A 14,964-nucleotide genomic window follows, 5' to 3' on the forward strand; every position below is an offset into this window, starting at 1 on the left:
CGTCAGTCGATTTTAGATTTGAGATTGAGTCCCCACTGCTAGTATGCGTCAGCAGTTATTGATTTTCAGGCGCGCCGCGATAAGCTGACGCACCCTACAAGTTAACGACTAAAATATACTGAAGCTGCTAACGAAGCGGTGCTGCATCAAACCTTTAATTGTATAAAAATTGACATGATGGGATTAATCCTGGAAGCCCTGCAAGCAATGGGACACAATGTCCGCTGGATGTCTTGGAATTTGTTTTTGGGTTTAGTACCGCTGGGCCTGAGTTTTTGGCTGTTCCGCAAACCTCGATCGCGCTGGCTGCTGTGGGGTACGGGCATTCTCCTGGGCGCTACTTTTTTGCCCAGTATGCGCCATGTTTTAGGCTATCTGAAGCACATTGTGCAAGATGTGGGCACAACTTACGTTTTGGGGGCGATCGCCATTACACTCGCATTGATGGCTGTAGACATCTGGGTACTGCGGCAGCGCGGAGTTCGCTCTCTCCGGTGGTGGGTCGGCTTTTTCTGGTTTATCGCATTCTTACCCAATGCCCCCTATGTTTTAACTGATATCATTCACCTGATTGAGCAGATTAAAGAGGGAAACTCGGTGTGGACTGTGACTCTAGCTTTGATCCCGCAGTATCTAGCGTTTATGCTAGCCGGGTTTGGGGCTTACGTGCTGTCGGTGATGAATTTGGGCTACTATTTGAAGCAACAGGGTTTGAGTAGATTTATCCTGGCAACGGAGATAACTATACACGCACTTTCGGCGATCGGCATTTATTTAGGGCGATTTATCCGCTTCAACACTTGGGACATTCTGACCAACCCCGATGCGCTAGTTAACACAGTAATGAACGATTTGATAGGCAAGCGTCCGGTTTTAGTAATGGCTGTCACTTTTTTAGTAATTGCTGTTTTGTATTGGCTAATGAAACAAGTAATTTTAGGGATTAGCCAACGATTTTACAGCAGTAAGTTGCAGTCGGACTTGGCCGGCGATAGCGCAACTTCTTCGAGCTAGAGCGATTTGAGATTTGAGATTAAAGAATTGATTCAACAGATGAATCTAAGAGCTTGAAGTAAGCTCCCCCATTTTTTCTCTCCACCACTTAACTCGGAAAACAAGTTTCCGTGTGTGGGTGAGACAAATTTTTTCGCCAAACTCCCAAATAAATTACTGCTGCATTTTGTCACAAAACTTGATATGTTAGAACAGTCAAAGTAGTTTTGTAAACAGCAAAGATGAATCGATTTGACCGTCAGTTGTGGCAGAGATTTATTGCGATCGCCCAACCTTACTTTTATCCTTTAGAGCCTGGGGGAGGCAGAATCTTTTTAGGATTAGTAGCGCTGTTGTTGATATTTCTCTTCGCTGCGATGTTTGTGTTCGTCAGCGCTGTATGTTTGGGTACTCAAGTCTTATTCCCAGAGGCTTTTAATGGAGTTGCGGCTGGTTTAGCTACTTTAATCAAAGGAATTATCTACTCACCGAAAATTGCGATCGTTGGTTTAATGCTAATCCTCCCGCTAGCTGCTTTTGTCTTTTTTAGAAGCAAGTTTATCCCGCGCTGGAAACAGTGGATCATGTTAGCTCTGCTGGTATTTTTGTCGCTGTCTGTTAGCGGAATTAACGTAATTATTAGCTATATTAGTAATTTTTTCACGACAGCGCTGGCTGAAAAAGATCAGATTACTTTTTGGCGGTTTATGTGGGTTTATGCTGGAGTTTTTATTATCGCTACCCCGATAGTTGTTATTTACGAGTATACCCAAGATAAACTGGGATTATACTGGCGAGAGTGGATGACTGATAGTTTCCTGGGTAGTTATTTTCAAAACCGCGCTTATTACGAAATCAATTCTCAGAAGAAAATTGACAATCCCGACCAGCGGATTGCTGAAGATATCAAATCTTTCACTAGCACAAGTTTAGAGTTTTTGCTGCTGATATTGGGGGCAATTATCGATATTATTTCTTTTACCGGCATTCTGTGGTCTATTTCCAAAGGTCTTTCGATCGGACTAATTATTTACGCTGTCTTTGGCACGACAGTCATGATATTTTTTGGCAAAAGGTTGATATTTTTGAACTTCAATCAGCTCTCCACAGAGGCTGACTTTCGCTATGGATTGGTTCACATTCGGGATAATGCAGAATCAATTGCTTTTTACCGGGGAGAAGCACAGGAATCGGTTCAGGTAAAACACCGATTTTTAGCAGCAGTTCGGAACTTTAATTTCTTAATTGGTTGGCAGCGAAATGTAGGATATTTTAGAGTTAGCTATAGATATGCAACTTATATTATCCCCTCTTTATTCCTGGCTTCTATCTACTTTGCGGGTGAGATCCGATACGGCGATATCACTCAAGCTGAATTTGCTTTTCGTCAGGTTTCAGAAGCATTTTCTTTGGTGGTATATAGGATTGAAAGTTTGAGTTTTTTTGCAGCAGGCATTAATCGTTTAGCCACGTTCAATGAGGCTCTAAGAGATGAAAAAAGTGCTGTAAAACTAGACTTCAGAACAATCGATACAGTTATAAGTTCGCCATTGACACTGGAACACGTTACTTTAGATACTCCGCAGCATCAAAAGACTTTGATTAGGGATTTGTCGGTAGCCGTGTCGCCCGGTGAAGGACTGTTAATTGTCGGTCAAAGCGGTGCTGGGAAGAGTTCTTTGCTGCGGGCAATTGCGGGATTGTGGGAATCGGGAACCGGCCGTTTGGCGCGGCCGGAATTGGAGGAAATGCTGTTTTTGCCACAGCGTCCTTATATGATTTTGGGGAGTTTGCGATCGCAACTTCTCTATCCCAACAGCAGCAGCGAGGTTGATGAAGAAAAATTGCGCCGCGTTTTGGCATCAGTAAACTTAGCAGATTTGCCGGACAGATTGGGCGGTTTTGAGGCGGATTTAGATTGGGGTGAGATTTTGTCGCTGGGAGAACAGCAACGTTTAGGTTTTGCTAGATTGTTATTGACGGAACCGAAATACACTATTTTAGATGAGGCGACCAGTGCTTTGGATTTGAAGAACGAGCAACATTTATACGAGCAGTTGCAAGCCACTAAAACTACGTTTGTGAGTGTCGGCCACCGATTGAGTTTAGTGAAATATCACCAGCAGGTTTTGGAACTTCTGGGCGATGGGAGTTGGCGGCTGCTTTCGGCCCAAGAATACCGCGCTAGTGCGACAAATTTTAGCTGATACAGCCCTGCTTTCAAGAATTGTGAATTTACCCGGTTGTTGGTTCGCGGTGGGTTGTGGTGCGGTTGGAGATTTATGGTTGGGTGCTATAAATTAAGCGTCGCGCCTCCACTCTACAATAGGTTTTAGGGGTAGGGAAATAGCAACAATTAATGCAGATTAACTCCCCCCTTTCTCATACCATCTTAGATTAAAGGATTAAAGAATTGAGAATGACTGATTGTGTATTGGTTTGGATCAGGGGCCTAGAGTTGCATTTTTTTAAACTGGTATCACAATCGATAATTGGGTATAAATATCTAAAACTGCCCAAACAACAAAAAGCAAGCTGAACGTTAATAGATTCGATTCAATTGCTCGCCTGCGAGAACTCACACAATATAATAGAAGATAGATTTTTAGTATAGACGAGATTCCTACCTTGACTACTCCGATTCCTCAAAACTTTGTGCAAACGATCGCCAAACAGCGCGGTGTCACAGATGCCGAGTTAGAAACTGTGTTTATGGCTCTCGACGGTCAATCTACAGCGACCATCGCCACAAAGCTTGGCATTAGCGACATCGCCGTTCGCAAAAGACTCGGCGAAGTTTACAAAAAGTTTCAGATCGGGGGGAACGGCCCTGGAAAGCTTTCGGAATTGAGGCATCAGTTGCTGTTTTCATACCACATCGATCAGGGAACGAGCGATTTTAGTGGAGGTAAAGGCTCTCTATTGAAGATGGCGATTGGACACCGACAGGAAGATTGGGGCCAAGCACCGGATGTTTCGGTTTTTTACGGACGGACTGAAGAATTAACTACTTTAAAGCAGTGGATTGTATCAGATAATTGTCGCGTGGTAGCCCTGCTTGGTTTGGCAGGTAGCGGCAAAACAACTTTGTCGGTGCAGTTGGCAAAACAGGTACAGAATGAGTTTGATTTTGTGATTTGGCGATCGCTGCGATCGGCACCAGCACCATCCGACTTCCTAGGAAGCTTAATTCAACTTTTTTCTAACCAACACAAACCCGATGTGCCCATCGACCTCAACAGCAAAATTTCGCGCTTGGTCGAGTATCTGCGGAAACACCGCTGTCTGGTAATTTTAGACGATTTTGAAGCGGTTCTCAAACCCGAAGAATTAGCGGGACACTACCGGGAAGGCTGCGAAGGATATCGAGATTTAATTGTGCGGCTGTGTGAGGTCAATCACAATAGCTGTTTAGTCCTAGTTAGTTCGGAAGAACCTACGGAACTGGCTTTGCTGGCGGGAGAAAAAGTGCGGTCTTTAAAACCTGCTATTTCCGAGGAAATAGCGCGGGAAATTTTCCAAGAAAAAGGTTTGTCGCCTCAAGAGCAAGAGTTGAAAATCTTGTTATCCAGGTACGGAGGCAATCTGTTAGCATTAAAGATTGTAGCGACAACAATTAACGAGTTTTTCGAGGGAAATGTTTTAAAGCTTTTGGAAGCAACGGCGTTATTTATTGAAGAACATATCAGCAATTTGCTGGCGCAGCAGTTCGATCGAATGTCGAGTTCCGAACAAGATATTGCCTACTGGATTGCTATTGCTCAAAGCCAGATTTCCCTGGCAACTTTACGAGAGCAGATGTTGGTCAATTCATCGCTGTCAGATTTGCTGAAAAATCTCGATTCTATGGGTCGTCGCTCGCTGATTGACAAAATCAGTGAGGGCGGGGAAACTGTTTTTATGCTTCAGCCTTTGATCGTGCAATATGTAACCGACAGATTAGTGGATCAGATTCGAGCTGAGGTTTTGGAGACGGTTAAGACCCAAGGAATAGAAAGAATGCGACTGTTGAAAACTCACCAATTGAGCATCAACATTGCTAAACGGAAAGGGGATAAAGGCGCACAAAGTAGCTCTATTTTAGTATTAGTAAAAAATCGGTTGCAAGTGTTGTTTTTGAAGACGACAGGCTCTGAAGAACCTCTAAATATCTTGAAGAAAGTTGCCTCTGATCTGGAAAATAAATCGATCCTTGAGGTGGGATATGCTAGGGAGAATCTGGCGCAGATTATTTCAGAAATTCAGCGATAAGAAAAAAGCGATCGCCTTTTGACAAAAGCGATCGCCCAATTTTCAACACAAACAGAGTTCGATAAAATTATTTGACAATGCCAAAAACCGATGCAGATTCAGACCGTGTAATTTTGTCCAAAGCAGGCGATTTTTGAGCTTGGGCAATCTTGGGAACCAAAAGTTGATTCGCATAAATCCGAGGATTTTGTTGAGCAATTTGGATGTAAGATTGGCGGACTTCTGCGTTGACTGCGACAGTCTTGGCATCGTAGACTTGCATCGCCATGTTGGGATAAAAACCAATGCCGACAATCGGTATCAAAAAGCAAAATGCGATCGCCACTTCCCGAGGTTTAGCATCAATAAACGGTGCATCACCAGGCAAAACGCAACTATTACCAAAACAAACCGCTTCATCCAGATTGTTTCTCTGATTCTGCAAATTTAGATCCTCAAGGTCGCAAGCCGCGAGTGTCCCACAGTTGTAAAATAACTGTCGCAGCATCGAGAGCAAATAAATCGGCGTCAAAATCAGTCCTACTGCCGCCAGGAACACTGTCACCGCGCGGAAAGAACCGCTGTACATATCGCTAGTTGCGACGCCCACAAACACGGACAATTCGCTAGCAAAACCGCTCATTCCGGGGAGTGCCAAAGATGCCATCGCGCCTGCGGTAAACAAGGCAAACACTTTCGGCATGACTTTCCCAATCTCGCCCATCTCGTCCATGATCATTGTATGGGTGCGATCGTAAGTAACGCCAGCCAGGAAAAACAATACTGAGGCGATTAAACCGTGGGAAATCATTTGCAACAGCGCCCCGTTGATTCCCAAATCCGTGAAGGAAGCAATACCCAACAACACGAATCCCATGTGAGAAATCGACGAATTCGCTAAGCGGCGCTTCATGTTCGATTGGCCGAAGGAATTCAGCGCGCCGTAGATAATGTTGACCACGCCGAGCACCGCCATAATCGGTGCAAAGTAAACGTGTGCTTGGGGAAGAAGTTCCAAATTCAGGCGAATCAGTCCGTATCCACCCATTTTCAGCAATACGCCGGCCAGAATCATCGACACGGGAGAAGATGCTTCGCCGTGGGCATCAGGTAGCCAAGTGTGGAAGGGGAAAATCGCCAGTTTTACACCGAAGGCAATTAACAATCCCGCATAAAGCAGTAATTCTAAACCCAGTGGGTAGTCCTTCAAGCCTAGTTCTACCATGTCGAAGGTGGGGGTGCCTCCGCCGTAGAATGCCATTGCTAAGGCAGCTATCAAAATAAAGATGGAAGCGCCTGCGGTGTAAATCAAGAATTTGGTAGCTGCGTAGCGACGGTTTTGTCCGCCCCAAATCGAGATTAGCAGGTACACCGGAATTAGTTCTAGTTCCCAGACAATGAACAGCAGCATGATGTCTTGGGCGACGAACACTCCTATTTGTGCGGAGTACATCACCAGCATTAAGAAGTAGAAGAGTCGTGGCTTGCGATCGACTTCCCAGGCTGCAAAGATTGATAGTGTCGTCACCAATCCCGCTAACAGTACCAACGGCACAGACAGTCCGTCAACGGAAACAGACCAGTTGAGACCTAAAGAAGGTATCCAGGGATATTGTTCTACGATTTGGAAACTAGAGATGCTTGGATCGTAATGAGTCCAAAACACCCAGCACATTAATACAAAATCTGCAATGCCTACGCCTAGGGCATACCAGCGCACGGTTTTGCCGTCTGTATCCGGCAGAAAAGGGATGGCGAGGGAAGCTACCAGGGGTAGGATGACAATTGCGGTCAGCCAAGGAAATTGATCCGCTATCATAGTGAGAATAAATACTTAGTTGGAAGTTACCAAAATTATAATACTAAATTTAATTAAAACTTAAGATTTATTCATAAATATTTTTTATATGTAGGGCGTGTCATTAATTAGGTTGGTTGACAAAACAGAATTAACGTGTAGTGAGTAGCGATCGGAGGGTTAAGCCAGCCAAATGACTGATGCTGCCAGTAGCGCCGTGTCATCGGGTTTTCCTGAAGCTTGAGTGAGCGATCCGAACCCTACGCACATTCGCCAGCTTTTGTCAACTCTTTTAATTGATGACACACCCTAGATAAACGCGAAGACACGTGTCACGAATTGCTACACACGTCAATTGATTGTCGATTTTTGATTTTTGATTTTCGATTCAGGACTTACGAACAACAAAATATAGCGTTTTGTAGGCGCAATCTGCCTGTGGTTGCGCCTATTCTGGTAGATGGTGGGGTAAGTCCTGTGTATTAAGGGCGATCGCAAATTAGCTTTAAATCAGCGTTCAATCTGGATCAACTCCCAATTCGCCCAACTTAGCCGCCAATCGTTGAACCCTTTGGCTTTCCTGGTCAGCCCTTTGCCTTTCTTGCTCAGCTTGTTCTGAACTCCACAGCAACAAATTACCTAAATTATCCGGCGTTGCTGATTTAGGGTATGAAAGGCTAAATATGCAAGTCATAGAAACCAGTATTCACAAAACTTCGGGATTTTCAATTGATTTTTTTCATACCCTGATTAACCAACGCCAATTATTTATCTGGTTCCTGGGAATTGTCACCCTTGATTTAAAACCTTGCCTAACAGATTACCAATTAACAGTAATTGGGCGATCACCATTTTCATTAATTATTAGAAACTTTCATGATCCAATACTTCGGACAGTTTTTTAACCGCCCTGTAAGCCTTATGGAGGAAGCCCTGCCATTTTTTACGCATTTTCTGAAACTTAGCGCGCTTACTTAAACCTTGAAAAAATAGTCCAGCATATAGCCAGCAAGGGTTTCGGAGACTCGACTCGACTATATCTAAAACTGTCCGAAGTATTGATGATCACCCATTAGCCCACACACTTTTGAGTTTAAATCGGTTTCTCTTCTCCTGCTTGCTTGTGACGGAAATATTCGCGGATCGCATCAATACCTTGTTCGGCAATTTCAATTGGGGGGTCTTCGAGGGGGTTGCTACCTAAATAAATTTGGGATAAATTGGTTAGACGGGTGATAGTTGATGGTACTATCGTCAGTTGGTTGCAAGCTAAATCGAGATAAGATAAGTGAATCATGCGAGTGATAGCATCTGGTAGGCTTGTCAGTTTATTTCCACGTAAATCAAGTACGGATAAATTTGTCATACGGGTGATAGCTTCTGGCACGCTCGTCAGTTGGTTTAAAGTTAAATTAAGTTCCGATAAATTTGTCATCCTGTTTATAGCCTCTGGTAGGCTCGTCAGTTGGTTAAAAGTTAAATTAAGTTCGGATAAATTGGTCAGACGGGTGAGCGCTTCTGGTAAGCTTGTCAGTTTGTTGAAACTTAAATTAAGTTCGGATAAAGTTGTCAGAAGGTTGAACGTTTCTGGCAGGTTTGTCAGTTGGTTTAAACTTAAATTAAGTTGGGATAAATTGGTGAGACGGGTGAGCGCTTCTGGTACGCTCGTCAGTTGATTGGAACGCAAATTAAGTTGGGATAAATTGGTGAGATGGGTGAGCGCTTCTGGTACGCTCAGCAGTTGGTTGTTACCTAAATCTAGTTGAGATAAATTGGTCAGAAGTTTGAGCGTTTTTGGTACACTTGTCAGTTGGTTGTAACTTAAATCTAGTTGGGATAAATTGGTGAGATAGGTGAGCGCTTCTGGTACGCTCGTCAGTTGATTGGCAGCCAAATTAAGTTGGGATAAATTGGTAAGACGAGTGATAGCTTCTGGTAGACCAGTCAGTTTATTTCCACCTAAACTAAGTACGGATAAACGTGTTAAACTGGTGATAGCTTCGGGGACACTTTTTAGTTGATTGGAAGCTAAATTAAGTACAGATAAATGGGTTAACCGGGTGATAAGCTTTGGTAACTTTGTCAATTTATTGTGACTTAAATTAAGTTGGGACAAATTAGTCAGACGGGAGATTGCTTCTGGTACAGTAGTCAGTTTGTTGCAACTTAAATTTAACTTTTCTATCCATTCTAAATCGAACACCTCTGTCGGAATTCCGGTTAATAAATTACCGCTCAAATCTAATGAATTAGTCAGTGGCGTGATATTTTTTGGTACGGTTACCACTTTCTTTACACGTAATTTAACTACGTCTAAATTGGTCGAACGGGGGGTAGTCTCTTGTAAACATATGAGTTTGTTTGTACCTAAATTGAGGTGGGACAAATGGGTCAGTCGGTTGAAAAAGTTTGGTCAGTTTGTTGTGACTTAAATTGAGTTGGGATAAATTGGTCAGACGGGTGATAGCTTCTGGTACAGTAGTCAGTTTGTTGTAACTTAAATTCAAGGTTTCCAACCATGTTAACTCAAACACCTCCGTAGGAATTTCGGTTAATAATTTAGCGCTCAAATCTAATTCAGTGAGGCGTTGTTCCTTGACTTGTTGAATTTTTGAGCGAATTTTGTAAGAAGTCATTTTTCTGTCCCCAGATATCTTTAAAGATGGCGTTAAATGGCAAATCTGACCACTCAGGCTAATATTGATGTTAACCTGTCCATACCCGAACTCAGACCTGTCCATGACACCCGATGCCACCGCCGGAGCCACTTCCGCCCCTGCCCCTCAATCAACACCCGAAGTCAGCTTAGAGCTGCAAGTCCGACTCAAAACCGAAGATGGACAGCTACTACTGCTACTCCCCTCAGAAACTAACACCAGTGAATTACCAACAGCCACGGCCTCGACTTGGACTGAACTTTGGCAGCAGCTAAAAGTCAGACTGAATGCAGGAGAACGCTTTTGGCAGGCAAATGCCGAAGTACAATTGATGGCGAACGATCGACTTTTAGATATCCGCCAACTACAAGAAATCGCTGATGCCCTCTCCGAAGTGGAACTGCAACTCAAACGAGTCCACACCAGTCGCCGCCAAACCGCCGTTGCTGCTGCTACAGCAGGCTATTGTGTAGAACAGCAGCCTCCGGTTTCTTCCCTGAATAAAGCCGCAGCCGAAAAACCGCAATCCCTGGCGGAACCTTTATATTTGCAGATGACAGTGCGATCGGGCGTAGAAATTCGCCATCCGGGCACCGTCGTACTTTTGGGAGACGTAAATCCCGGCGGATCAGTTATCGCTGGAGGCGATATCCTAGTTTGGGGCCGTTTGCGGGGAGTCGTGCACGCCGGTGCCGGTGGCAACACCAAAAGCGTGATTATGACCTTGCAGATGGAACCGATGGTGATTAGGATTGCTAAGTATGTTGCCAGAGGCCCAGAAACCTCACCCGCTCAGTTTTTCCCGGAAGTCGCCTATGTGACGCCCCAAGGGATTCGGATCGGTAGAGCCTCTGATTTTGACAAATCGCAGTTAGTTGGGGGTAATGAGTAATTGGGAATTGGTGATTGGGAATTGGTGATTGGGAATAGGTAATGGGTAATTTGTAATACTATTTCTCTTTAAGCCTGCACTTGATAATTTTTCTCTTGGCTAAATCAGCCACTAAAGGACGATTGAACAATCCAGTACAAATTAATAGAGAATTAGTATTACAAGGAGAGTTTTGAGTGTTGAGTTAATTCACTGAATAACAGATTGCTGCAAAATTACCAAAGAATAATTGCTAATTATCAACCAATAATAAAATCAATTCCCAATTCCCAATTCCCAATTCCCAATTCCCAATTCCCAATTCCCGATCACCAATTCCAAAAAAATCTAAAATCGCTTATGGCTCGCATTATTGTTGTTACATCAGGGAAAGGCGGGGTAGGAAAAACCACCTCCACAGCCAATCTCGGCATGGCTTTAGCTAAGCGGGGGCGCAACGTTGCCGTAATTGATGCCGATTTCGGTCTCAGAAATTTAGACTTGCTGCTGGGCTTAGAAAATCGGATTGTTTACACGGCATTAGAAGTTCTTGCTGGAGAGTGCCGATTAGAGCAAGCTTTGGTGAAAGATAAGCGGCAGCCGCGCTTGGTGCTGTTGCCGGCTGCCCAAACTCGGATGAAAGATGCCATCAGCGCTGAGCAAATGAAGCAGCTTGTGGGGATGTTGGGAGCAAAATACGACTATATTTTGATCGACTCTCCTGCTGGAATTGAACAAGGTTTTCAAAATGCGATCGCCCCGGCTCAAGAAGGGATAATTGTCACTACTCCCGAAATCGCTGCGGTCCGCGATGCCGATCGAGTCATCGGCCTGCTGGAAGCCAACAACGTCAAGAAAATCAACCTGATCGTCAACCGGATCAGACCCGCAATGGTGCTGGCAAATGATATGATGTCGGTGCAAGACGTGCGGGAAATCCTCGCCATTCCGCTGTTAGGCGTGGTTCCCGACGACGAGCGCGTCATCGTTTCCACCAACCGAGGCGAACCATTAGTATTGTCGGAAACGGCCTCTTTAGCTGGAACTGCCTTCGACAATATTGCCCGCCGCTTAGAAGGCGAAAAAGTTGATTTTCTAGATCTCAATCCCCGTCGAGAAAACTTTTTTACTCGCCTCCGCAAGTTCTTAAATACTAAAATTATGTGATGTGCTGCAATATTGGCGATCGATCTTTAACAGCAGCGACCGCATCACATAAACTAGCCCAAATTTTCTCCCCGTGACACCAGTTCCCAAAAAGAATGAAACTGTAGGTCAACTTCAAACCATTAGGGAATGAGTGATTCCCCAATCGAAAATCGAAAATCGTATAACGTTTTCTATGCCTAACCCTTGACAAATCAGCCTGACCCATGATACACACACTTCTCGAACGACTTTTCCCGCGCACCCCTGACAACAGCCGCGACGAGGTAAAACGGCGCCTCAAACTGGTTCTAGCCCACGATCGCTCAGAACTCAGCCCAGAAATGGTTGAGTCTATGCGCCGAGAAATTCTAGAGGTGGTGTCTCGCTACGTGGAAATCGATACCACCGGGTCTGAGTTCTCGCTGGAGAGCGACCAGCGGGCCACAGCACTAATTGCGAATCTCCCGATCCGGCGAGTCAGGCTGGAGCATCCACCGGAGAATTTGCCCCAGAATTTGCCCGCGAATTTGCCCGAAAATCGACTCGAATATGTACCGGAGTATGTAGTCGAAATTCTCCCCGACACTAGAGATTAACAGGGATTGAGCTTTTATTGTCAGGCAAAGAGTTCGATGCGAGCCGATCGGCATTTAAATTAAACTATAGCAACCGCTTTCGTCGGTTAGAAAATAGACTACAATTAGTGGCCAGTTTTGCAGAGCGATCGCGCAGACTTTGGGGCCCCAACCGTACATTTATATCTCCTTCATCAGGTCATCCGAGCGATCAAGTTAAATGGCATGAAGAAAATCGAAGTTGCTCAAGCTTTGGGAATCCGTCGCAACACCATCGACGCCACAAGTCGATGGTATTGCAACGCAGGAGACTTCCCAGCGGAGCGCCTTGTGGAAACGGCCTGCTAATGGTCACGGGCATCACAAAACACGGTCAAGTTCCGAGACTTCAAAATAAATACACAAGCACAATAACCCAAGCTGAGATTACACAACTGTGGGAGGCAGGGCATGATTGCTTTGTACTCATACAAAAAAAATAATTAAGAGTTGTAACCCCTATTGACATCGGCACAGTTAGCTAATATTCTTATTGTTTAAGATTTAAAATTCTCCAACTATTTCCAGCAAAAACTTAATAAAGTTTTCCAGTCCGCGCCTCCCTCCATAACCACTTCTAATTCTAATAAAGAGGAAGATTGAATCATGGCAGTATCTCTGACCAAAGGACAACGGGTATCGCTTGAGAAAGTTTCACCCGGTCTCTCAGAAGTATTCATAGGACTGGGATGGGACGTTAAAGCTACAGACACGGGTTCTGACTTTGACCTAGACTCATCATTGTTCCTCTTAGGTGCTAATGAAAAATTAATTTCTGACAATCACTTCATTTTTTATAACAATCTCACAAGTCCAGATCCAGACAAATCCGTGCAGCACATGGGAGATAATCTCACGGGGGCCGGCGAGGGGGATGATGAAGTTATCAAAATCAACCTCAAAAAAGTGCCTAATGATGTCCAAAAAATTCTTGTAACTGTAACCATCCATGAAGCACAGCAACGGCGTCAAAATTTTGGTCAGGTGCAAAATGCCTTCGTGCGGATCGTTAATGCCCAAACACAACAGGAAGCTGTTCGCTATGACCTTGTAGAAGATTATTCCATAGAGACGGCACTGATCATGGCTGAACTTTACCGGAAAGACGGTGAGTGGCGTCTCAATGCAGTGGGAGCCGGCTATCAAGGTGGTTTGCAAGCATTACTCGATCGCTATAGCTAAAAGGTAAAACACATGGGAATTAACCTACAAAAAGGACAGCGCATCTCGCTTTCCAAAGAAGCGCCAGGGCTAACAAAACTGATCTGCGGATTAGGCTGGGATGTGGCGAAACGCTCAGGTGGGGGTTTGTTTGGGGCTTTTAGCAGTGCTCCAGATTATGACTTGGATGCCTCAGTGATTTGTTTAGATCGAAATGACAAAGTGAATGATATGACCAATATCGTTTATTTTGGCAATCTCTCCCACCGTTCAGGAGCTATTACGCATCTAGGTGATAATCTGACTGGAGCGGGAGAGGGAGATGACGAGCAAATTCTCGTCGATTTATCTCGAATTCCCTCGCAAATTGTCAAACTGGTATTTACAGTTAACATTTACGATTGCATTGCACGCAAGCAAGACTTCGGACAAGTTCAAAATGCGTTTGTGCGTTTGGTTAATACGTCTAATAATCAAGAACTCGCAAAATATAACCTATCAGGTTCTGAATACAAAGGCATGACGGGGATGCTCATGGCAGAAATCTACAAGCATAATGATGAGTGGAAAATGGCGGCGATCGGTAACGGTGTTAAGGTTAATGGGTTACAGGAACTTGTGAAAACCTATGCTTAACAACTCCTTCGGTACATAGATGCTCCTTACTTCCTGGAATCAGAAGTGGACAACAACGATCGAAACCTTTTTTTGTTGACAATAGCTAATCAGCCGGATTTACATTGAAGGAAAACCAATAGAATGGGAATCCAATTAACCAAAGGTGAAAGGTTAAATCTTTCTAAAGCTGCTCCCGATTTAAAACAGGTGGCGATTGGCTTAGGTTGGGATGTGAGCCAGGTTGGCCCAAGCTATGATATTGATGCTTCTGTGTTTATGTTAGGTGCTGCCGGCAAAATAATTCATGAAAAATACTTTGTATTCTATAATAATCTGAAATCACTGGATGGCTCTTTAAGACATTCAGGAGATAACAGAACTGGGCAAGGCGAAGATGATGATGAGACGATCTACGTAGATTTGACAAAAGTCAAGATTGCTATTGAGCAAATAGTTTTTGTTGTCACTATTCACGAAGGGCTGGAAAACAATCAAAATTTCAGCCAAGTTAAAAATGCGTTTATCAGGCTTTACAACCAGGAAACAGGAGTCGAGTTAGCTCGGTACGATTTAAAAGAAGCTTTTTCTCAAGAGACAGCGTTGGAGTTTGGCAGATTGTATAGAAAAGACTTAGAATGGAGATTTCGAGCAGTAGGAGAAGGCTATAAAGCCGGCTTGCAAAGTTTTGTTGATAGGTATTTTGTCGAGAATAAACAGGAAGAGAAGAAAGTAGATAGTTCTGTACTAACTCATCAAAAAGAAACCCAACAGCAACCTATTGATATTACAAAAAAAGGGCTCTTCCGTACTTATTGTGCTAATTTTTTATTAAAATGCCAAAAAAGTAATGCCCGTATTTCAAAATTTATTAAA

At 44.0% G+C, this 14,964-nt stretch carries 13 protein-coding genes; 9 read left to right on the forward strand and 4 right to left on the reverse strand.

Going from position 1 to position 14,964, the window contains the following annotated elements; translation table 11 throughout:
- Window positions 1-174: 174 nt before the first annotated feature.
- The 3 genes from QUA34_RS11990 to QUA34_RS12000 all read left to right on the forward strand — a co-directional run bounded on the left by QUA34_RS11990 (window position 175) and on the right by QUA34_RS12000 (window position 5,244).
- Window positions 175-1,014 (forward strand): DUF1361 domain-containing protein, encoded by an 840-nt coding sequence (locus tag QUA34_RS11990; protein ID WP_333326111.1) that lies wholly within the window; start codon window positions 175-177, stop codon window positions 1,012-1,014.
- A gap of 221 nt (window positions 1,015-1,235) precedes the next feature.
- Complete coding sequence (locus tag QUA34_RS11995; RefSeq protein WP_333386819.1) at window positions 1,236-3,200, forward strand: ABC transporter ATP-binding protein/permease; 1,965 nt, start codon at window positions 1,236-1,238, stop codon at window positions 3,198-3,200.
- A 421-nt stretch (window positions 3,201-3,621) separates the two neighbouring features.
- Entirely contained in the window at window positions 3,622-5,244 is a 1,623-nt protein-coding gene (locus QUA34_RS12000) for an NB-ARC domain-containing protein (protein ID WP_333386822.1), read from the forward strand.
- Window positions 5,245-5,311: 67 nt separating this feature from the next.
- On the opposite strand, the gene QUA34_RS12005 is transcribed toward QUA34_RS12000, so the two are convergent.
- From QUA34_RS12005 to QUA34_RS12020, 4 genes are all read right to left on the reverse strand, one after another.
- Entirely contained in the window at window positions 5,312-7,042 is a 1,731-nt protein-coding gene (locus QUA34_RS12005) for an NAD(P)H-quinone oxidoreductase subunit 4 (protein WP_333232278.1), read from the reverse strand.
- Window positions 7,043-7,538: 496 nt separating this feature from the next.
- Window positions 7,539-7,715, reverse strand: a complete 177-nt coding sequence (locus tag QUA34_RS12010; protein WP_333386825.1) for a hypothetical protein — start codon at window positions 7,713-7,715, stop codon at window positions 7,539-7,541.
- A gap of 399 nt (window positions 7,716-8,114) precedes the next feature.
- Window positions 8,115-9,308 carry a leucine-rich repeat domain-containing protein gene (locus QUA34_RS12015; RefSeq protein WP_333386828.1) on the reverse strand — a complete coding sequence of 398 codons (1,194 nt, stop codon included), beginning with the start codon at window positions 9,306-9,308 and terminating at the stop codon, window positions 8,115-8,117.
- Between the two features lie 16 nt (window positions 9,309-9,324).
- Window positions 9,325-9,657, reverse strand: a complete 333-nt coding sequence (locus tag QUA34_RS12020; protein ID WP_333386830.1) for a leucine-rich repeat domain-containing protein — start codon at window positions 9,655-9,657, stop codon at window positions 9,325-9,327.
- Between the two features lie 103 nt (window positions 9,658-9,760).
- Here QUA34_RS12020 and minC point away from each other — a divergent pair, with 103 nt between their 5' ends.
- The 6 genes from minC to QUA34_RS12050 all read left to right on the forward strand — a co-directional run.
- The gene (minC, locus tag QUA34_RS12025; RefSeq protein ID WP_333386849.1) at window positions 9,761-10,570 is read left to right on the forward strand and encodes a septum site-determining protein MinC; all 810 of its coding nucleotides are present in this window, start codon (window positions 9,761-9,763) and stop codon (window positions 10,568-10,570) included.
- Between the two features lie 339 nt (window positions 10,571-10,909).
- Window positions 10,910-11,716: a septum site-determining protein MinD gene (gene minD, locus QUA34_RS12030; RefSeq protein WP_006635273.1), complete on the forward strand. Its 807-nt coding sequence runs from the start codon at window positions 10,910-10,912 to the stop codon at window positions 11,714-11,716.
- Window positions 11,717-11,922: 206 nt separating this feature from the next.
- Window positions 11,923-12,294 carry a cell division topological specificity factor MinE gene (gene minE / locus QUA34_RS12035; RefSeq protein WP_333083446.1) on the forward strand — a complete coding sequence of 124 codons (372 nt, stop codon included), beginning with the start codon at window positions 11,923-11,925 and terminating at the stop codon, window positions 12,292-12,294.
- Between the two features lie 624 nt (window positions 12,295-12,918).
- Window positions 12,919-13,494, forward strand: a complete 576-nt coding sequence (locus tag QUA34_RS12040; RefSeq protein WP_333083448.1) for a TerD family protein — start codon at window positions 12,919-12,921, stop codon at window positions 13,492-13,494.
- Between the two features lie 12 nt (window positions 13,495-13,506).
- Window positions 13,507-14,109, forward strand: coding sequence for a TerD family protein (locus QUA34_RS12045; protein WP_333041586.1), 603 nt, complete (start codon window positions 13,507-13,509; stop codon window positions 14,107-14,109).
- A gap of 123 nt (window positions 14,110-14,232) precedes the next feature.
- Window positions 14,233-14,964 (forward strand): TerD family protein (locus QUA34_RS12050; RefSeq protein WP_333386835.1); only part of this gene is annotated, 732 nt, incomplete at its 3' end.

The organism is Microcoleus sp. POL10_C6 (assembly GCF_036701585.1).
In the GTDB taxonomy this organism is placed as follows: domain Bacteria; phylum Cyanobacteriota; class Cyanobacteriia; order Cyanobacteriales; family Microcoleaceae; genus Microcoleus.